The organism is Fusicatenibacter faecihominis, assembly GCF_020686945.1.
Lineage (GTDB): Bacteria > Bacillota > Clostridia > Lachnospirales > Lachnospiraceae > Limivivens > Limivivens faecihominis.
The window spans coordinates 1-18,328 of sequence record NZ_JAJEPR010000021.1; the positions used below are offsets into that span (position 1 = coordinate 1).

Annotated in this window: 17 protein-coding genes; all 17 read right to left on the reverse strand. The window is 48.4% G+C overall.

Translation table 11 applies throughout. The annotated features are described in order from the left end of the window. Positions 1–566 precede the first annotated feature (566 nt). The 17 genes from LKD71_RS11905 to LKD71_RS11985 all read right to left on the reverse strand — a co-directional run bounded on the left by LKD71_RS11905 (position 567) and on the right by LKD71_RS11985 (position 18,204). Positions 567–1,454: an ABC transporter permease gene (locus tag LKD71_RS11905; protein ID WP_227615577.1), complete on the reverse strand. Its 888-nt coding sequence runs from the start codon at positions 1,452–1,454 to the stop codon at positions 567–569. Beyond that, positions 1,447–2,454 (reverse strand): ABC transporter permease, encoded by a 1,008-nt coding sequence (locus tag LKD71_RS11910; RefSeq protein ID WP_178044778.1) that lies wholly within the window; start codon positions 2,452–2,454, stop codon positions 1,447–1,449. The genes LKD71_RS11905 and LKD71_RS11910 overlap by 8 nt, the downstream gene beginning before the upstream one ends. Continuing rightward, positions 2,451–4,445, reverse strand: a complete 1,995-nt coding sequence (locus LKD71_RS11915; RefSeq protein WP_227615578.1) for a dipeptide ABC transporter ATP-binding protein — start codon at positions 4,443–4,445, stop codon at positions 2,451–2,453. Before LKD71_RS11915 ends, LKD71_RS11910 begins: the two co-directional genes overlap by 4 nt. Positions 4,446–4,512: 67 nt before the next feature. Further along, positions 4,513–6,036, reverse strand: coding sequence for an ABC transporter substrate-binding protein (locus LKD71_RS11920; RefSeq protein WP_331466457.1), 1,524 nt, complete (start codon positions 6,034–6,036; stop codon positions 4,513–4,515). 101 nt (positions 6,037–6,137) lie between these two features. After that, the gene (locus LKD71_RS11925) at positions 6,138–7,505 is read right to left on the reverse strand and encodes an MATE family efflux transporter (protein ID WP_227615579.1); all 1,368 of its coding nucleotides are present in this window, start codon (positions 7,503–7,505) and stop codon (positions 6,138–6,140) included. Then, positions 7,474–8,310: an ABC transporter ATP-binding protein gene (locus LKD71_RS11930; RefSeq protein WP_227615580.1), complete on the reverse strand. Its 837-nt coding sequence runs from the start codon at positions 8,308–8,310 to the stop codon at positions 7,474–7,476. Before LKD71_RS11930 ends, LKD71_RS11925 begins: the two co-directional genes overlap by 32 nt. Continuing rightward, positions 8,310–9,176: an ABC transporter ATP-binding protein gene (locus LKD71_RS11935; protein WP_331466458.1), complete on the reverse strand. Its 867-nt coding sequence runs from the start codon at positions 9,174–9,176 to the stop codon at positions 8,310–8,312. Before LKD71_RS11935 ends, LKD71_RS11930 begins: the two co-directional genes overlap by 1 nt. Next, entirely contained in the window at positions 9,176–10,720 is a 1,545-nt protein-coding gene (locus LKD71_RS11940; RefSeq protein WP_227615581.1) for an ABC transporter substrate-binding protein, read from the reverse strand. The genes LKD71_RS11935 and LKD71_RS11940 overlap by 1 nt, the downstream gene beginning before the upstream one ends. Positions 10,721–10,796: 76 nt before the next feature. Then, positions 10,797–11,612, reverse strand: a complete 816-nt coding sequence (locus LKD71_RS11945) for an ABC transporter permease (RefSeq protein WP_178045821.1) — start codon at positions 11,610–11,612, stop codon at positions 10,797–10,799. Then, the gene (nikB, locus tag LKD71_RS11950) at positions 11,605–12,549 is read right to left on the reverse strand and encodes a nickel ABC transporter permease (RefSeq protein ID WP_227615582.1); all 945 of its coding nucleotides are present in this window, start codon (positions 12,547–12,549) and stop codon (positions 11,605–11,607) included. Before nikB ends, LKD71_RS11945 begins: the two co-directional genes overlap by 8 nt. Positions 12,550–12,562: 13 nt before the next feature. Beyond that, positions 12,563–13,336, reverse strand: coding sequence for a class I SAM-dependent methyltransferase (locus LKD71_RS11955; RefSeq protein ID WP_227615583.1), 774 nt, complete (start codon positions 13,334–13,336; stop codon positions 12,563–12,565). 396 nt (positions 13,337–13,732) lie between these two features. Further along, positions 13,733–14,236 (reverse strand): P-II family nitrogen regulator, encoded by a 504-nt coding sequence (locus LKD71_RS11960; RefSeq protein ID WP_227615584.1) that lies wholly within the window; start codon positions 14,234–14,236, stop codon positions 13,733–13,735. A gap of 60 nt (positions 14,237–14,296) precedes the next feature. After that, on the reverse strand, positions 14,297–14,569 hold the full coding sequence (locus LKD71_RS11965) for a hypothetical protein (RefSeq protein ID WP_227615585.1): 273 nt from the start codon (positions 14,567–14,569) through the stop codon (positions 14,297–14,299). Positions 14,570–14,586: 17 nt separating this feature from the next. Beyond that, positions 14,587–14,925 carry a CGGC domain-containing protein gene (locus LKD71_RS11970; protein WP_178044878.1) on the reverse strand — a complete coding sequence of 113 codons (339 nt, stop codon included), beginning with the start codon at positions 14,923–14,925 and terminating at the stop codon, positions 14,587–14,589. A 317-nt stretch (positions 14,926–15,242) separates the two neighbouring features. Then, positions 15,243–15,998: an ABC transporter ATP-binding protein gene (locus LKD71_RS11975; RefSeq protein WP_178044877.1), complete on the reverse strand. Its 756-nt coding sequence runs from the start codon at positions 15,996–15,998 to the stop codon at positions 15,243–15,245. After that, positions 15,995–17,083 (reverse strand): FecCD family ABC transporter permease, encoded by a 1,089-nt coding sequence (locus tag LKD71_RS11980; RefSeq protein WP_331466459.1) that lies wholly within the window; start codon positions 17,081–17,083, stop codon positions 15,995–15,997. Before LKD71_RS11980 ends, LKD71_RS11975 begins: the two co-directional genes overlap by 4 nt. Before the next feature lie 11 nt (positions 17,084–17,094). Further along, positions 17,095–18,204, reverse strand: coding sequence for an ABC transporter substrate-binding protein (locus LKD71_RS11985; protein WP_227615586.1), 1,110 nt, complete (start codon positions 18,202–18,204; stop codon positions 17,095–17,097). Positions 18,205–18,328 lie beyond the last annotated feature (124 nt).

Consider the following 18,328-nt stretch of genomic DNA (forward strand, 5'->3'; position numbering starts at 1 on the left):
GGGGGCCCGCTCCGAGTCAGCGAGCCCGCAGGCCCCCTCAAACTCCCCCATCTGGGCCCGCTTTAGAAAATAAGGGGCTTACGTCATACAAGGACTGCGTGAAATGACGGGAGATTCGTGACTCATGGTGATATGGATGTGCGTCACATTCTCTGGCAGATTGTGACAGATGCTATAGTTTTCTGCATGTATAGCTGCTCATCTTCCACTATGGGACACCATTTATCCGTTATTTCGCGCAATAGTAGTATGACGTAAGCCCTTTTCTTCCACTATGAGACACCAGTCATCCGGCATTTCACGCAGTTCCTGTATAACGTAAGCACCCTTCTTCCACTATAAGACACCATTCATCTGTCATTTCACACAATAGTAGTCTGACGTAAGCCCCTTCTTCCACCATGAGACATCAACCATCCGTCATTTCACACACATCTTGTATGACGTAAGCACCCTATTTTCTAGCGTGTCCTAGAAAGGGGGTGCAGGGGGAAAACCAGGACTAGCGCAACTCCGATGGTTTTCCCCCTGCAATTCCCATGGTGTCTTCCAAAGCCCCCATATTATCAAAGATTACTTTCTTTCTGATTAAGTTCCTTCTGAAGAAACTGCCCCACCTCCGTCATAGCCATAAGTGTCACAACCAGGAACCCTCCTGGAACAATTATCATCCACCAGGATCCGGTCAGCAGCGCCTTCTCCGCCAGCGACAGCATGCTGCCCCAGGACACCGTCTCCAGGGGCAGCCCCATGCCCATGAAACTCAGTGTGGACTCCGCCACGATCGCGCTCCTCACATTCATAACCACCATAAACTGGATCGCCGGCAGAAAATTCGGCGTGAGATGCCGCCCGAGCACATGAAAAAAGCTTCCTCCCATGCACCGTGACGCCGTCACATAATCGCTGCTCCGGATCTGGCGCACCTCGGTCCGGACTACTTTTGCAATGCTGGCCCAGCTCGTGACGCCGATGACCAGCGAAACGGAAAGCACATTTGCCTTCCCCAGGATCGCCTGGAGAAGGATCACCAGCAAAAGATTCGGAATGCTTAAGAAAATTTCCGTAAACCGCATGAGCAGCGTATCTGCCCACTGAGGCGCGATACCGCTTAAGCCCCCGAAGAGAATTGCAATCACCGTGGAGATCAGCGTGGAAACACAGCCAATAAACAGTGAAATCCGTCCTCCGGACCAGATCATCGTGAAAATATCCCGACCCATCGTGTCCGTTCCAAACAAAAACTGCCTGCTCGGCGCCTGGTTCGCGTTCATGAGATCCATATAAGAAGGATCTTTTCCTATTACAAAAGGCAGAATCAGACAGCCCGCCACAATCAGCCCTAAAATCACGAGGGAAATCACCGGCATTTTTGCTCCCTTTTTCCTGGCGGAGACGGGACTCTCTTCCATTTTTCTCATGCCGACAATCTCAAAAGCATCTGCCTCACGCATTCTCTTCATCCTCCTTTGTATCCTTCATCGCCTCTTCCGCCCGGATCCGGGGATCGATGCGCTCGTTGATGGTCTGGGCAATCATATTGCAGAAGATCACCAGGATTCCGGAGAAAATGCACAGCACCATGAGAAGATTATAATCCCCGTACCGCGCACTTTCGTAGGAAAGAGTTCCGATGCCCGGATAGGAAAACACCGACTCGATAATGTAAGTTCCGCCCAGCACATGGGGCACAGAGATTGCCATAAGGCTCAGATAAGTGGGAATCACATTCCGAAGACAATGCCCGAAAAGAATCTTTTTCCGGTTCAGGCCCTTGGATTTGGCCAGGAGCACATAATCCGTCCGCACTTCCTCCAGGATTTTATTTCTTATCATATAGGCGTAATACCAGAGATGATCCAGCACCACAATGCTCATGGGAAGGATGAGATGCAGGATCCGATCCCCGATATCGTTCTTTTTTCCAATGGTGTAAGCGCCGCTGCTGGGCAGCCAGTGAAGCTCCACAGCGAAAATCAGGATCAGCATGAGGGAAAGCCAGAACTCCGGAATACAGCTCGTGATCGTTCCCACCCGGCAGATCAGCCGGTCACAGAGGCTCCCCTCCTTCCAGGCGCAGAAAATCCCCAGAAGCAGAGCCAGCACAAAGGTCAGCACAAAACCGATGCCGCCAAGAAGCAGCGTATTTCCCAGGCGGCCCTTGATGACTTCGAGAACGTCCGTCTTATATTTCCAGGAAATGCCGAAATCCCCGTGGGCCACCCGCTTCAGCCACTTCACATACTGGACGGAAATCGGCTCCTTGAGGCCTAATTTTTCCTCTGCCTGATCCCTTTCTTCCGGGCTCATTTTTTCAACCCGGTCCCCGTAATAGGAAACCAGCGGATCTCCCGGGGCCAGCCGGGCAATGTAAAAAGTAATCAGGGAAAGCAGAAAAATACTGAGTAGAAAAATAACCAGTTTTCTTCCTATATAAATGCATGTCTTTTTCATGCCCCCACCTCTTTTCTGCACCGCACAAAATGCTCCGGCAGCATTTCGATCCACTCTGTCTTTTCATCCGTCTGACAAAGCATGCTCTCCCCGCCTGCTTTCATCCCACTCTCTTTCGTTTTCAGCTCGTATTTTCCCGGGTCCGGCACTGCGGAAAGAAGCCGTTTCGTATAGGGATGCAGCGGATTGTCGTAGAGTTCCCGGCGGGGCGCCAGCTCCACCAGCTGTCCCTGATACATGACGCCCACGCGGTCGCATAAGAATTCCACCATCGAAAGGTCGTGGGCGATAAATAAGAAGGAAAAGCCGTGCTCCCTCTGCAGATGACGGAATAGATTGACGATCTGAGCCTGAATGGAAACGTCCAGAGAGGCAATGGGCTCATCCGCTACCACCAGCTCCGGATCCATGATCAGCGCCCGCGCAATGGCCACCCGCTGTCTCTGTCCTCCGGAGAGCTCCGATGGGTATCGGTCCAGGAAACTGCTGTCCAGACCCACATATTTCAGCTGGAACTCCGCCTCTTTCCGGTAAGTTCCCCGTTTGGGCTTCCTTCGGCTGAGTTTCAAGGGCTCCAGAACGATCTCCTCCACCCGCATCCGCTGATTCAGGCTGGAAGCGGAATCCTGAAAGATCATCTGGCGCTCGGCCTGGAGGGCTTTCCGGTTTTTCCGGAACTGCTTTTTATCCAGAATGTCGATTCCCCTGTAAAAAATCTGCCCTTCCGGCGACTGGCTGATATTCATGATACAGCGGGCCGTCGTGGATTTTCCGGAACCGGACTCGCCCACCAGCCCCAGGATCTCGCCTTTCCGAAGCTCAAAGGAGACATCGTCCACCGCCCGGAGCACTCTTTTTCCGGTCATGGAAAAGAGCTGGGTCAGGTGTTTTACCTCCATAAGCACTTCTTTTCCCGGCGCTTTCCGGTCAAATTCCGGGTGATATTTGATCTCCTCCAGCGTTCCATCAAGCTCTTTTCCCTGAGTCATTTCGGCTTCGATCTGTTCCCTGGCCTTCGCCGCCCGCTCGTCCAGAAGCCAGGTTGCCGCATAGTGCGTGTCCGTCACGCGGAACATAGGCGGCTGTTTCTCATAATCGATGGCCAGGGCATAAGGATTTCGACAGGCGAAGGCATCCCCAACCGGGGGATGGATCAGTTTCGGCGGCATGCCCGGGAGACAGTAGAGCTCCTTTTTCCCCCGGGAAAGGGCCGGCAGAGAGCGGAGAAGGCCTCTGGTATAAGGATGTTTCGCGTCCTCGAAAATTTCCCCCACAGTCCCGGTCTCGCAGATTTTTCCCGCATACATGACAGCGACCCGGTCTGCAGCCGCAGCTACCACACCGAGATCATGGGAAACCAGCACGATCGCCGTCCCCAGTTTTCTCTGGATCTCCCGAAACAAAGCCAAAATCTGGGCCTGGATTGTCACATCAAGGGCCGTAGTCGGCTCATCCGCCAGAAGCACCGCCGGCTCCGAGGCCAGGGCAATGGCAAGCACGCTCCTCTGCCTCATTCCCCCTGAAAAATTCCAGGGATACTGGGCGGCCCGCTCCTTCGGATGGTCGATACCCACCAGCTCCATGAGCTCCCAGACCCGGCGGCGCACTTCTTCGCGGGAGAACTCCGGCCGATGGATGATGACAGCCTCCGCGATCTGCGCCCCCACCGTCATAGCCGGATTCAGCGTCGTCATGGGGTCCTGAAACACCATGGAAAAAGAGTTTCCCCGAAGCTTCTGCATCTCCTTTTCCGTCAGGCCGGTGATCTCTTTTCCACCAAGCAGAACGCTCCCGCTCTTGATCTGCGCCGTTTTCGGGAGCAGCTTCATAATAGACCGGCACAGAACGCTTTTTCCGCAGCCGGACTCGCCCACGATCGCCAGCGTTTCCCCTTTTTTTACAAAAAAACTCACGTCCCGCACGGCTTCCGCTTCGCCGTCGGGCGTGTCAAAACTGACAGACAGATTTTTTACCTCCAGTAATTCCGCCATCTTGCTTCCTTTCTTTAACGCAAACAGCTCCCCCCGGTCTGTCGGAGGGAGCATTTAACCTCATTCTTTACTCTTCGATCGTCCACTCGGTAATGTTCCAGAAAATTCCCACGCCATGGTGGCCCATGATCGTCTCCTCATCGATTCCCTGAATGGAGGATTTTGCCACATAGTTCGCGTCAATATAGCAGATGAAGGCATACGCCGGATCCTTTGCCAGCTCTTCCTGGAATTTCGCATAGGCTTCTTTCCGCACCTCCGGGTCGTCGGACTGACGGGCCTCGGTGAGGTACTGATCCACAAGCGCGTTGGAATAACCGGAATAGTTGGCGCCTTTGTCTGTTCCAAATACTTTGTAGGTGTGGTCGTCCGCATCAAAGGGGCTTCCCCAGCCGATGAGGTAAGCCATCTGTCCGCCCCAGTCCACCTGAGCCGGGACCTCGACCGTCACATCGATGCCGATCTCTTTGAGCTGCTGGGCTGCCGCCTGAGCGATATCCACACGAACCTGGTCTCCCGCGCCGACGCTGATGACAAAGCCCAGTTTTTCGCCGTTTCTGTAATAGAAACCGTCGTCTCCTATCGTACACCCTACGCTCTCAAGGATTTCTTTGGCTTTCTCCGGATTGTAATCGTAGTGCTCCACATTTTCATCGTTGTAAATGTTCCGCTGCAGGGGGCCGTAAGCCGGCATTCCCTCGCCTAAGAGCACCGCCTGAACGATAGCCTCCCGGTCGATGCCGTAGCAGATCGCCGGAATGATGTCTTTGTTCTCGGTCCAGTAGTCGTTGTTGAAATTGAAGAGGATTCCTCGGTAATCGGAGGTCTTCATATCATAACAGGTATAACCCTCTTTATCGGTAAAATTCTGGGCATCCTTCGGTGTGAGGAGCGCCAGATCCAGCTCGCCGGAATCCATCTGAAGAGCTTTCGCGTTATCATCGGTGACAATCTTGAAAATAACTTCGTCAATGTTCGGCTCGCCCTTGAAGTAATCTTCGTTTTTATCCAGGATAATGGCCTGTCCCTCGTCCCACTCAGTCAGCTTGTAGGGGCCGGTTCCGATCGGATGACGGAAGAAGTCGGATTCCTGCATGTCTTCCCCTTCCAGGAGATGTTCCGGAAGAACTGCCATGGTCATGTAGTCCAGGAAGGCCACGTTCGGGGCATCCAGCTTGAAGGAAATCGTGTAATCGTCGATGACATCGATCTCTTCCACATCCTCGTAGTTCGGAGCGTTCTCGGAACCGTTGTCCGGATCCATGATGGCCTCGATCGTGAATTTCACGTCATTGGCTGTGAAATCCTCGCCGTCGTGCCATTTGACCCCTTCTTCCAGATGAAACGTATAAGTACAGGTATCCTCGTCAAACTCCCAGCTCTTCGCCAGGCCCGGAACTACCTGATTGTCTCCGTCATGAGCAGTCAGTCCGTTAAAGATCAGAATGTTGATTTCCCCATGCTCATCCATGGCCGGATTGATCCTTGTATAATCATTGCTTCCATATACCAGAGTGGAAGCGTCCGCATTCACAGAAGCGCCCCCCAGCACGCAGGCCAGAGCTGCCCCTAAAAGTAAACCTTTTTTCAAAGTTCCGTTCTCCTTTTTGTTTTCATAATATGTCTGTGTCACAGTGACGTTATTATAACAGGCAAGCAAAAAAATTATAAGCCACGGTGGGGGATGTTTTTTTAAAAAGATCTGAAAAGTTCACTCTTTCTGTAACAGAGCAGAAAAGAGAACATTGCTAGCAGCCAGGTCATCGGATATACCATTGCTACCATGGAAACAGAATGAAAATAAGCTACCAACCAGGCAAGTATCAGGACGCGGACCAAGCACAAATCAACAATCACAATAACCATGGACAGGAAGGTCTTTTTTAAGCCTCTTACCACACTCCCTGTCAATTCCATAATGGAATAAATAAAGTAAAAAGGAAATGTGATATGAATAATCTGGCAGGCAACAGAAATGACATCTGGATCCTTACAAAAAATGCCCGTGAATTTCCGGTCAATACAAAGGAGCAGAGCCGCCAGCCCTCCGATAATCAACGCGGCAACCAGGTTGCAGGATATTTCCGCTTTTTTTATACGCTCATATTTGCCTGCTCCTGCATTCTGACTGGTAAAAGTCACCATTGCCTGCCCAAAAGCCATGATCGGAAGATACAGAAAATTTTCTGCCTTGAAATAAACCGTGAAAGCTGCGATCGCATTCTCCCCAAAGCCATTGATATAATATTGTACAAAAATATTGGAAATGGTAAGGATCACTGACTGAATGCCCAGCGGCACTCCTGTTTTTATAATCAAAAACAGCATTTCATGTGTCACATTCCACTTTCCTTTCCATAATTTTTCTCTGCGAAAAAGCAGAAACAGCAGAACAACAGTTGTAAATGTCTGAGAAATCAGCGTGGCCACTGCCGCTCCTGCCACTCCCTGATGAAGGCTGGCAATAATCAGGGCATCCATTCCTACATTTAAGATGCCTCCGGCAGCCAGCACAAGAAAAGGTGTTTTAGAATCTCCCAGTGCCCGAAAAATCCCTGCACACATGTTATATAAGATCATAGAAAGAACTGCCATCAGATAGATTCTGACATAAGTTAATGCCTCTTTCATAATATTTTCCGGCGTATTCAGCCAGATCAGAGCCTGCTCGGCCAGAACCTGTCCCAGCATCATAAGAAACAGGCCTCCGAAAAAAGCAAGAGCCAGGGCGTTTTCAATACTATTCCGTACCCGTTCTTTTTCTCCGGCTCCCTGAAAATTTCCGGTTATTACTCCTGCTCCGACGGAAATTCCAGTAAACAGTCCAATCAGGCAGGTAATCAGAATACTGCTTGCTCCAACTGCTGCCGCTTCCGTTTTTCCCATAAAATTTCCCACAAAAATCAGATCTGTGGTTCCATACAGCTGCTGAAACAGACTTCCCAGAAATAAAGGCAGTGCAAAAAGTAAAAAGCCTTTTATCACACTGCCTTCGGTTAAGGATCCTTTTGAGTTTTCTCCGGTAAAATTAAATCGACGATTCCATCTTCTTTCGTTCATATCTGGTCATTGTCTCCCTGTCTGCAAAAAATACGGATTGAAGAAGTTTCTGTGTGTAGTTGGAAGAACTGTGATAAATAATCTGTTTTGTATCTCCACTTTCTACAATTTTTCCATTATACATGACGGCAATTCTGTTGCAAATACTGCTCACGAGAGCAAGATCATGAGAAATAAAAAGACAGGTCATTTTTTTCTTTTTCTGAATTTCCATGAACAGACTCATAATCTGTGCCTGAACAGAAACATCCAGCGCACTTGTGATTTCATCACAGATCAGGAACTCCGGTTCGATCATAAGTGCTCTGGCTATCGCCGCACGCTGACACTCTCCGCCGCTGAGTTCCGAAGAATGTCTGTCATAATATTCTCTTTTCAGGCCAACCAGCTCCAGATTTTCCAGTGCCAGTTCTTTTCGCCTGGCCGCCGGTATCTTCGTATAATAGCGTACGCCTTCCTCCAGTCCTTTTCCGATCGTCATGGCAGGGTTAAAAGAAAGCCGGGGATTCTGGAAAATCATCTGCCTTTTCTGACAGTATTCCTTCTGAATTTTCCGATTGCCCGCATCCAGAAGATTGATTTTCCCACCCGGACCATCCATATAGACAGCTCCGCTGTCCGCTTTTTCCAGTCCTGCAATTACATTTGCCAATGTACTTTTCCCGCTTCCGCTCTCTCCGATCAGTCCGAAACACTCTCCCCGATACAGTTCAAGGCTAACATCGTCTACTGCTTTTATTTTTTTCCCCTGCTTTGAAAACGTTTTATTTATATGTTCAGCTCTTATAAACTCCTGCTCACCCATTATTTTCCTCCACCCAGGATCCAGTGTGTTTCTGAAACAGAAATCCTCTTTTCATTTTCTGTATCAGCGATATATGGCGGCTGTTTTTCATAAGACATGCCAAATCTGGGAACTGCCCTGATCAGCGCTTTTGTATAAGGATGTTCTGCCTCCAGCAGGATTTCTTCTTTTTTTCCCCACTCCACCAGTTTTCCATTGTACATAATGCCTACATAATCAGCCATATACGCAATCACACCGATGTTGTGTGTTACCATCAGTATTGCTGTTCCGAAATTTTCCCGAAGTTCCATAAGAGCATCCGCAGTCTGAGACTGTACGGTTACATCCAGGGCGCTCGTAGGTTCATCTGCCAGTAAAAGCTTCGGATTGCATACCATCCCCAGCGCGATCGCCGCCCTCTGGCACATTCCTCCGCTCAGCTCAAAAGCATAGGAATCCATAATACGCTCTGGATCCGGGAAATGCAGTTTTTTAAGAAGCTCCATTCCTCTTCCCAGAGCCTCTTTTTTTGATATTTTTTCATGTACTCCCAGCGCTTCGCAAAACTGTTTTCCAATCGTTGTAACCGGATCAAAGGAACTTTCCGGCTGCTGAAAAATCATGGAAATATCTTTTCCTCTGATTTTTTCCATTTCTTTTTCTCCAAGCAGCTGCAGCTGTCGGTTTTCAAACCAGATATCACCGGAAGTAATTTTTCCTTCTTTCCCCAAAAGCCCTGTAATACTGCGAAGCATCGTCGATTTGCCTGAACCGCTTTCTCCTGCGATCCCCACAATCTGACCAGCCCCCACAGCCAAAGAAAGATCCTGAACTGCGGGGGTATGATTATATGAAATATTCAAATGGTCTATATTCAGCATCATTATTCTTCAATATCAATGTTATTTGTTATAAGGTAATACTCGGTAGGATTGATTTCAAAACCGCTCACCTTTTTGGAATAAGCGCAGATCAGCTGCTGATCTGCAACGAAATCAAAGGCCCGATCTTTCACCAGCTCTGCACAGATTTGTTTTGCAATATCCGTTCTCTCGGTTTCATCAAAGGTTGCTTTCAGCTTTTCAGAAAGTTCGTCCACCGTCGCATTGGAATAATGTCCGTAGTTGTTGCTGCTACCGGTCTCGAACATCATGCTCACCATATACTGGGCACTTCCCGTGGGAGCCATGGCATAATTTAAAAGCGCCACATCAAATTCTCCATTTGCCAGAGGATCATCCAGCACATCAAAGGTTTCAATCTGCATATCAATGCCGATAGCTCCAAGCTCTGCCTGCATCATATCTGCCAGCTGCAGGCATTCCGTATTATAGCTATAGGTAATAGCATGAAGAGATAAAGGTTCTCCATCTTTATCCAGAATACCATCATTATCCGTATCTTCGTAACCCGCTTCTTTTAAAAGCTCTGCTGCCCCCTCCGGGTCATAGGAGGTTACCGCGTTTTCCATTCCCTCTGTACTTCCATATGGGAGAGTCTCCGGATAAATGCCGTATGAAGCAGTTGCATAACCATTATAAACAACATCCGCAAAGCTTTCTCTGTCAACGCACATACCGATCGCATTTCTCACATTCACATCGTCCACTCCGCTATGCTCCAGATTATACATCAGGAAATTAGCTCTTGTAGAGGTTGCGCTGTCCATAGTTACATTTTCATTATTCTCAAAAATTTTAGTTCCGCTGGCCGGAAGCTGGGCAATCAGATCGATTTCTCCGTTCTGCAGAGCCATATTGAGAGCTTCCGTATCATCGATAATCTTCAGATCTACCGTATCTACCTTCGGTGTTCCCCCCCAGTAGTTCTCATTTTTTTCCATCTGAACTTCTGTCATGGCAGAAAAAGAAGTTGCCACAAACGGACCGGTACAGGACACTCCAAGCTCCGGATCTGCTTCCTTATCCGCATCATAAATTCCAAGAAGCGGATCACACAGATCATTTAAAATTGTAGGATTTGGAGTCTCAGTAACGATGGTCAGTACCTGTCCATCTGCCTCCATACTGGAGATAGCCAAAGTAGAACCGGCGCGGTCATTCTTTGCGTAAGTACGCTCAAAACATTTTTTTACAGCCTCTGCTGTAACCGGATTTCCATCAGAAAATGTAACTCCGTCACGAATGGTAAATTTCCAGGTCAGGTCATCTACATTCTCATAGCTTTCTGCAATCCAGGGCTGGGGTACATAGTTTGCGTCGAGACGAAACAGATTTTCACTGATGCCATAGATTGACATGATCCAGCCATCCCAGTTATAGGCAACATCCAGACTCTCTGCTCCAAAAAATCCGGTTGTTGCACCTGCTGTAAAGTGTTTTCCACTTTCTGCTGCGCTTACCCCGCTGCCTGCCAGCGAAGCCATTATTGCCGCACATAAAATCATTCCTACTGCTTTCTTTTTCATTTTTTCCTCCGTTTTCTGAACAGCGTTTAAGCATGTTCCATTTTTTATCAGAATATCGGGTGCCCGATAAATCTTTTTACATTTCTGCCTCAGTATCTAAAACATCTCTCAAACTGTCACCTAAAAGGTTAAAAACCGTCACCACCACAAACAGAGCAATTCCATTAAATACAATAATCCAGGGTGCTGTCTGCAGATAATCCTTTGCTTCACTCATAACGGCTCCCCACTCCGCTGTGGGTCTTACTGCTCCAAGCCCCAGGAAAGACAGACCAGCCATACTTAAGATCACACTTCCCACATCCATTGCAGCTGTTACCAATAATGATGGCATAACGTTGGGCAGGATATAACGGAACAGAATGGAGCATCGGCTGGCTCCGCAGATTTTTGCTGCTTTTATGTATGGCACATTTCTAAGAGAAACCGTCAGACTTCTTGCCAGACGGCAATAGGTAGTCCAGTAAACCGCACAAAGAGAAAGGATTCCGTTTATCACTCCATTTCCCAGAATTCCGGCAATTGCCACCGCTAGAATAAAAGAGGGGAATGCCTGAAAAATCAAAGTAACCTTCATAATTACATTTTCCCAGACACCGCCAGCGAATCCAGCTATGATTCCCAATACCGTGCCCAAAGCAAACACTATGATTACAACAAACAACGCTGAAAAAACAGAAGTTTTGCTTCCGGCTATAATTCTGCAGAACACACAGCGGCCAAGATTATCCGTACCGAAAGGATATTCCAGGCACGGTTTCAGAAATGCATGCCTCATATCCGGTTTAAAGGGCGCATGATGAATCCAATGTGATCCCTCCAATGCCGTCACAATCAGAATCAGAAATAATATCAGCGAAACACCCAGCCAGATTTTCTTTTTTTTATGCATCTTTATTCACCCCTTTTCTTACTCGTGGATCAAGGAGTTGATAAGATGCATCCACAACAAAATTTATCACCAGAAAGATCAGCGCCATCCAGACAACATATCCCTGAATCACCGGATAGTCTCTGTAATTTATAGCGTCTACAGCCAGTTTTCCAACTCCTGGCCAGGAAAAAATGCTTTCTACAATGGTTGTTCCACCCATCATATTTCCAATCGACATTCCAAAAAGAGTCACCAGCGGAAGCATACAGTTTTTTAAAACATGCCCGAAGAGAATCTTTCTCTCTGAAATTCCACGGCTTTTCAGGCCATCAATATATCCTTTTGACATTTCTTTTAAAACAATAGCTCTTACCTGCCGGATATACCAGGCAGCCAGTGTCAGTGCCAGTACCAGCGCCGGCATCAGGATTCCTTTCCAGTCCCTGGTTGCAATTACTGGAAGCAGACCCAGCTTTAATGCAAAAACATACATCAAAATAAGGGCAATAAAGAAAGAGGGAAGGGAAGAAAACAGATAGGTGAGCCCCCTCCAGATATTATCGAAAAGTCCATTCCTGTACTTTGCACATAAAATGCCTATGGGCAGCGAAATCAGGACAACCAGCAGCATGGATACTGCTGTAAGTGCAACCGTATAGGGGAGATTCTTTGCCAGTTCTGCAGCAACTTCTTTTTTCGATTTATAGGAAGTTCCGAGATCCCCTTTACAAAGATTTATCATCCAGTCTTTGTACTGTATCAGAAGCGGCTTATTCAGGCCCAGTTCTTCCCTTTTGGCTTCCAGTTGTTCTTCTGTCACCATCATTCCGGATTTTTTCAACATCCTCTCTGCCGCATCCCCCGGAGACAGCCAGGATAGAAGAAAAGACAAAAATGTAATTCCCACCAGCAGGATCACTGACTGTACAAGTCCCCGCATTATTCGTTTTTTCATACGTTTTTTTCTCCTAATCCAGGGGTTTTTCAGCCCGTATCATAAACATAGGCGTATTTCCATACAGAAGCTTTTCTTTTTCATCCCACATTTCTTCTATGATGCTGCGCTCACAGGAAATGTTTTCATATCCGATTCCTTGTAAAAGCCCCATATCCCAGTCGGGCCTTTTCCGATCTCCGAGAACATGGCTTCCAACGTTCCTCTCATGTTCTTCCGTATCTTTTAAATTCGACTTTTTATCAAAAGCGTCTCCATAGAGACGGATGCACTCTTCCCGCCTTTTCAGGCTTTCTGTCCTTAGTTTTTCATCACATTCTGTCAGATGCCAGTTAGCGTCAAAAATCAGCAATGTTCCACCAGGTTTAAGCACTCTCAGCCATTCTTTGTAGACCTTTTTGTGATCACGGAGCGTATGCGTCAGATTCCGGCTGATTACCGCATCAAAAGTATTGTCTGCAAAATCCAGTTGATGACAGTCCATTTTTCTGAATACAGGAGCTAGTCCGAGTCGGGCAGCCTTTAATCTGGCCTCCTGCAGCATTTTTTCCGCTCCATCTATTCCAACAGTTTCCATACATGCCTGATTTAATATAATAGTAAAAAAACCTGGCCCGCAGCCCGCGTCAAGGATTTTTGGTTTTTGGCTGGAAGAAATATTTTCCGTGATTTTTTTTGTCCACTTTTTCACCCGGAAGCTGCTTAATTCATCGTCGATGATCCAGCTGTAATTTTCTGCACCATCCGACCAGTAGCGGTCTATTTCCTTCTGTTCCAAATTTTCCATCTGTCTGCTCCTGAAAATTTTATATACTTTCTCATAAAAAGAGACATATCCTTTTATAAATCAGGATATGCCTCAACGTCTTGGGAAACTTTAAATATACTTGCTGTACTTTAAGTTTGTCCAATACATCAGTTTGATTTGGAGGTATGACGTACTTGACATGTTTTTATCATACTTGATCTTTCAAACAGCCACAAGCTCCCCCCAGGGATATAAATTTCAGTTTTTTTGATTATTTTTAATTTTGAAAATTTCCTCTTTTTATCCGCTTTTTTGATATTTTTCAAGGTAATTCTACTTTTATACCAGAGATTTTTTCCTATCCGGGGGATTCTCTGTATCAGAAATGTGATCGTGGACTGCAAGACTCCGATGGTTTTCCCCCTGCAATATTCTTTACTCGGAAGACGCCCCCTGCATCGCATCATACCCGCTCTCGCCGGTGCGTACTCTTACCACATCATCCAGTGTATAAATAAAGATCTTTCCATCTCCCACATGTCCTGTATACAAAACTCTTCTTACCGTGTTGACCACTTCGTCCACAGGTACTTTCGCCACTACCACTTCTACCCGGATCTTGGCCCGGAGCTGGACTGCCACGGGGACACCGCGGTAAAACTCATTGTATCCCTTCTGGACGCCGCAGCCGGTCACAGGAAATACGGTCATTCCCGTAATTCCGATATCGTTCAAAGCGGTCTTGAGATTTTCAAGTTTCTCTTTCCGGGCAATAATCTCAATCTTTGTGAGAGGCTGGCGCGCTTCTTCGATCGGCGGGTACACATACGGTTTATGAAGCTCTACTTCTTCTCTCCGTCCGTCGGTCTGGGCTTCCAGATAAGCGTCGCTCCAGTCCATCGTATCAATATTCATGGCAAAATCATGATAAACGCTCATGATTCCATACTCACTGATATCTGCTCCCTCGATCTCCTCCGCTGCTGTCAGTCTCAGGCGTCAGGCCTTTTTCAGAAGCCAGAAAACCAGGGCTGTTCCGGCTCCTGCAAAGGCGAAAGCCCAGATGCCGGCAAGGAGCTGAACGGCCAGAAGCAGAATGCCGCCTCCATGGGCCAGTCCGCCCTCTGTGGAGGAGATGCCCACAGCCAGAAGGCCCAGAATCCCGGCAACGCCAAAGATCGAACAGAGTCCTGCAGGATCATCCACCTTCATGTTCTGATCCATATTTTCAATCATCAGTACCGAAAAGAAACCTGCCAGCACTGCCAGCACACACACGCCTTCTCGATTCAGTGTGTTCCATCGACCACTTCAATGCCTTCTTCTTCCAGCATCTCCATGATCCTTGCCACGTTCTTGCAGCGCACACCTTCTTTGTTTTTCGTGCAGAGTCCCACATGGACGGTCTCCACACCTTCCTGTTTCATGCGTTCTACTTTTTCTTTCATGCCGTCGTCTTCGTCGGGATCGTTTCCGCAGCCGTTGCAGCGCATAAAGGCTGCTACTTCCACATCCATTCCTTTGTATCTTTCAAAGCTTCTGATCCGCTTATTGAACGCGGTAAAACAGGCTGCCCCCGCACAGACTTTATTGGAATTGAGGCAATTTAACATAGCAATTTTTTTCATTATGTATCCCTAACCTTTCTTTTTTGCAGACAAGTCAATATGGCAGTTACTTAATATTCACTGTACAAGGCGCCTTTTCCCAAAAAGCGCCCTCCTAATATCACCTATGAATTGCTCCGCTGCTACGCAGCTCCCGCAATCCGCCAAACATTCGAAATCCGCTGATTTACTGCGTAAATCGCTACTATCTACACTCCGTTTCGGTCGGTGCAAAACGAACATTCACTGGATGTTCTGCATCTCATATTTGGCGAGGCCCAAGCTCAAAAGTCTTATCGTGCAAGCAAGAACGACTTTTCGAGCTTTTGCCCCTGGTATCAATAGAATAAAATATGCATATTTCCCTTACTGTCCTCCACGATATCGCTCTCCACCTCGTAGATCTCCCGGATCAGTTCCCGGGTCAGGATCTCCCGCGGGGTACCCTGAGCGACGATCTCACCATTTTTCAGCACATAGATCCGGTCGCAGAACATGGCCGCAATATTGAGGTCATGGATGGCGGAAATTACCGTGGCATCCAGTTTTTTCACGATCTTCAAAAGCTGAAGCTGATGGGTAATGTCCAGATGGTTCGTGGGCTCGTCCAGAATGAGGCAGGGGGTCTGCTGGGCCAGGGCCCGGGCAAGAATCACCCTCTGCTGCTCACCGCCGGAGAGCGTCGAAAAGCTCCGGTCCGCAAACTCAGCCATTCCAACGGTCTTTAAGGCTTCCGCCACAATCGCGTAATCCTCGGCATTATCCCGCTCCAGCGCTTTCTTGTGCGGGGAACGGCCCATGAGGACCACTTCCCGCACAGAAAAATCAAAATTATAATAGTTGTGCTGGGCTACCACGCCCAGGCTTCTGGCGGAAGTCTTGTAATTCATATCCTTCAAAGGCTTTCCATCCAGAAAAACGGCTCCCTTGTCCGGGGAGAGCACGCGGTAAACGCACTTCAAAAGCGTGGATTTCCCGCTTCCGTTGGGACCGATCAGGCCCACAAATTCCCGGTTTCCAGCCTCCATCGAAACACCTTTCAGGATTGCTTCCGCTCCGTAGGACAGTTTGATGTCTTCTGCTTTTACATTCATCCTCTGCCACCTCCGAATCCGTAAGACCGACGTACCATCAGATAGATAAAGCAGGGCGCACCGATGATGGAAACCAGGATACCGATGGGCATCTCAGAATTTTTCAGGATGACACGACAGCCTACATCCGCCCAGATGAGGAAAATGGCTCCCACCAGAGCGCAGAGGGGCACCAGTCTTCTGTGGTCCGTTCCGAAAATCATCCGCACCGCATGGGGCACGATCAGGCCCACGAAACCGATGGTTCCCGCCGCATAAACGGCAAAACCAACCATCAGGGAGGACAGGATCATATAGAGGTTTCTCGCCCGGTGAAGGTCCGTTCCCAGTGTGATGGAGGCCTCATCTCCCAGAAGCATCAGGTTCAGATTCCGGAACTGGGACCAGAAAATCAGCGTTCCGATGAACACCACCGGAAGAAGCACGCCCACCCGCTGCCATTTGGCTCCGGCCAGGCTTCCCATCGTCCAGAACATGATTTCTGAAGTGGCGTTTTTATTATTTACAATATAAATGGCAAAATTTCCGATCGCAGAGCAGACGGAGCTCACAGCCATTCCGGCCAGGATCAGCTTGCCCGCATTGGATCTTCCGCCGATATTTGCGATAAAAAGAACCAGGAAAGACGTTCCCATCGCTCCCAGGAACGCCATTACACCCACGGAATTGGCTCCAAAAAGGGCTCCGAAGCCAAAAAGGACGCCGATCGTGGCTCCCAGAGAAGCGCCGGAAGAGATTCCCAAAACATAAGGATCTGCCAGCGGGTTTTTCACCACGGCCTGCATGACCACGCCGCAGACTGCCAGTCCCATACCCACACAAAGGGCAAGGATCACCCGGGGAAACCGGATGATCCATACCACGTCATGGACAGCTCCTTCTGCAAAATCTGAAAATTTTCGAATATGAAAAAGTTCATAGGCAACGACGCTGTAGACTTCCTTCACAGAAAGATCGGCATTTCCGAAGGTGATCGAAGCCAGAACGGAAAACACTAGCAGCGCCAGCAGTACGATGAGGACTGTGGTAAAACCGACGGTGGAAAGGCCCACCCGTCTACCGCGTCCGCTGTCACTTTTTTTCACTTTTTAACTCCTTACTCGATACCCAGATCGATATCCGGATACAGACCCTCTGCAAAGTTCACGATTCCGTCTTTGGTGCGGGTTGCGCTGGCATACATCTCACTGAGCATGATCGGAACCACACGGCCGTTCTTTACGGCATCCAGGCTCTGATAAGCTTCATCCTTGAGGAGCACATCCAGTTTCTCCTGCTTTACGGTCTCCGGATCATCTCCGGAATAAGGCATATAAACGACGAAGATCACATCCGGATTTGCTGCGATCACATCTTCTTTTCCTACGCTGGAAGCATCCGGGTTTGCCAGCTCGCCGCCCAGCTGAGTCAGCATATCGCCGCCCAGAGTTGCACTTCCGTAATTGGTAAAGGTATCATCCCAGGATTCCAGGATCAGGGCAGTCGGCTTCTCTTCAATGGATGCAGTTGCCTCTGTTACCTTTGCAATGGTATCTTTCATATCATTTACGATTGCTTCTGCCTTGTCCTGTACATCAAAGATCGTTCCGATGTTCAGGATATCTGTATACTCATTTTCGAGTGTGCGGGCATACTTTACATCACCGGTACCGGGACGGGTATTCGTATTGATGTAGGTATTGGTTCCTTTTTCCACCCAGCCTGCTGCATCACCCAGCGTCTTGTCTCCGAAAAGAGAGCCCCAGGAGAAGATCATATCCGGCTCAAGCATGGTCACGGTCTCAAGCGACGGTGTGAACTCATCCAGATAATCTGTTTTGGAAAATGCTGCTTTCTGATCTTCGGGAACCTCATTGTCCAGTCCTGCGGTTGCCACGATATGATCCTCCAGGCCCAATGCCAGAAGGGTTTCGATACAGCCCTGGTAGACTGCCAGCACCTTCTCCGGTGCTTTTTCATAAGTGGTCTCAAGTTCCAGTCCGTCACTTCCATAGGTTGTAATGGTAACCGGATACTCTGTCTTTTTCTGTGAGTCTGAAGCCTCTGCTGCTTCGGTCTCACCCTCGCTCACTGCTTCCGTTGCCTGATTCTCCTCTTTGATGGCCTCTGCATCTTTTCTCTCAGCTGCGAAAGATACACTTCCGAAGGTCATTCCTGCTGCCAGGATCAGGGCTGTCATTTTTGCTGCGACTACTTTTCTTTTCATGTTGCTGCTCCTTTTCTTTTGTTGCAGATGGCACAGAAAATGTTTACCGGCAGCCGCCGTCTCTTTTCCGTTCATCTGTTTTTTGATCGTGCGGACCGGAACGCCCCATCCGCCATGTTTTTTC

What these genes read in the sequence shown, in the direction of transcription:
- LKD71_RS11975 (WP_178044877.1), bottom strand. Translation starts at nt 15,998, where the DNA reads ATGAATGTAAAAGCAGAAGACATCAAACTGTCCTACGGAGCGGAAGCA.
- LKD71_RS11960 (WP_227615584.1), bottom strand. Translation starts at nt 14,236, where the DNA reads ATGAGCGTTTATCATGATTTTGCCATGAATATTGATACGATGGACTGG.
- LKD71_RS11985 (WP_227615586.1), bottom strand. Translation starts at nt 18,204, where the DNA reads ATGAAAAGAAAAGTAGTCGCAGCAAAAATGACAGCCCTGATCCTGGCA.
- LKD71_RS11910 (WP_178044778.1), bottom strand. Translation starts at nt 2,454, where the DNA reads ATGAAAAAGACATGCATTTATATAGGAAGAAAACTGGTTATTTTTCTA.
- LKD71_RS11925 (WP_227615579.1), bottom strand. Translation starts at nt 7,505, where the DNA reads ATGAACGAAAGAAGATGGAATCGTCGATTTAATTTTACCGGAGAAAAC.
- LKD71_RS11945 (WP_178045821.1), bottom strand. Translation starts at nt 11,612, where the DNA reads ATGCATAAAAAAAAGAAAATCTGGCTGGGTGTTTCGCTGATATTATTT.
- LKD71_RS11970 (WP_178044878.1), bottom strand. Translation starts at nt 14,925, where the DNA reads ATGAAAAAAATTGCTATGTTAAATTGCCTCAATTCCAATAAAGTCTGT.
- LKD71_RS11940 (WP_227615581.1), bottom strand. Translation starts at nt 10,720, where the DNA reads ATGAAAAAGAAAGCAGTAGGAATGATTTTATGTGCGGCAATAATGGCT.
- LKD71_RS11905 (WP_227615577.1), bottom strand. Translation starts at nt 1,454, where the DNA reads ATGCGTGAGGCAGATGCTTTTGAGATTGTCGGCATGAGAAAAATGGAA.
- LKD71_RS11955 (WP_227615583.1), bottom strand. Translation starts at nt 13,336, where the DNA reads ATGGAAAATTTGGAACAGAAGGAAATAGACCGCTACTGGTCGGATGGT.
- LKD71_RS11915 (WP_227615578.1), bottom strand. Translation starts at nt 4,445, where the DNA reads ATGGCGGAATTACTGGAGGTAAAAAATCTGTCTGTCAGTTTTGACACG.
- LKD71_RS11935 (WP_331466458.1), bottom strand. Translation starts at nt 9,176, where the DNA reads ATGATGCTGAATATAGACCATTTGAATATTTCATATAATCATACCCCC.
- LKD71_RS11930 (WP_227615580.1), bottom strand. Translation starts at nt 8,310, where the DNA reads ATGGGTGAGCAGGAGTTTATAAGAGCTGAACATATAAATAAAACGTTT.
- nikB (WP_227615582.1), bottom strand. Translation starts at nt 12,549, where the DNA reads ATGAAAAAACGAATAATGCGGGGACTTGTACAGTCAGTGATCCTGCTG.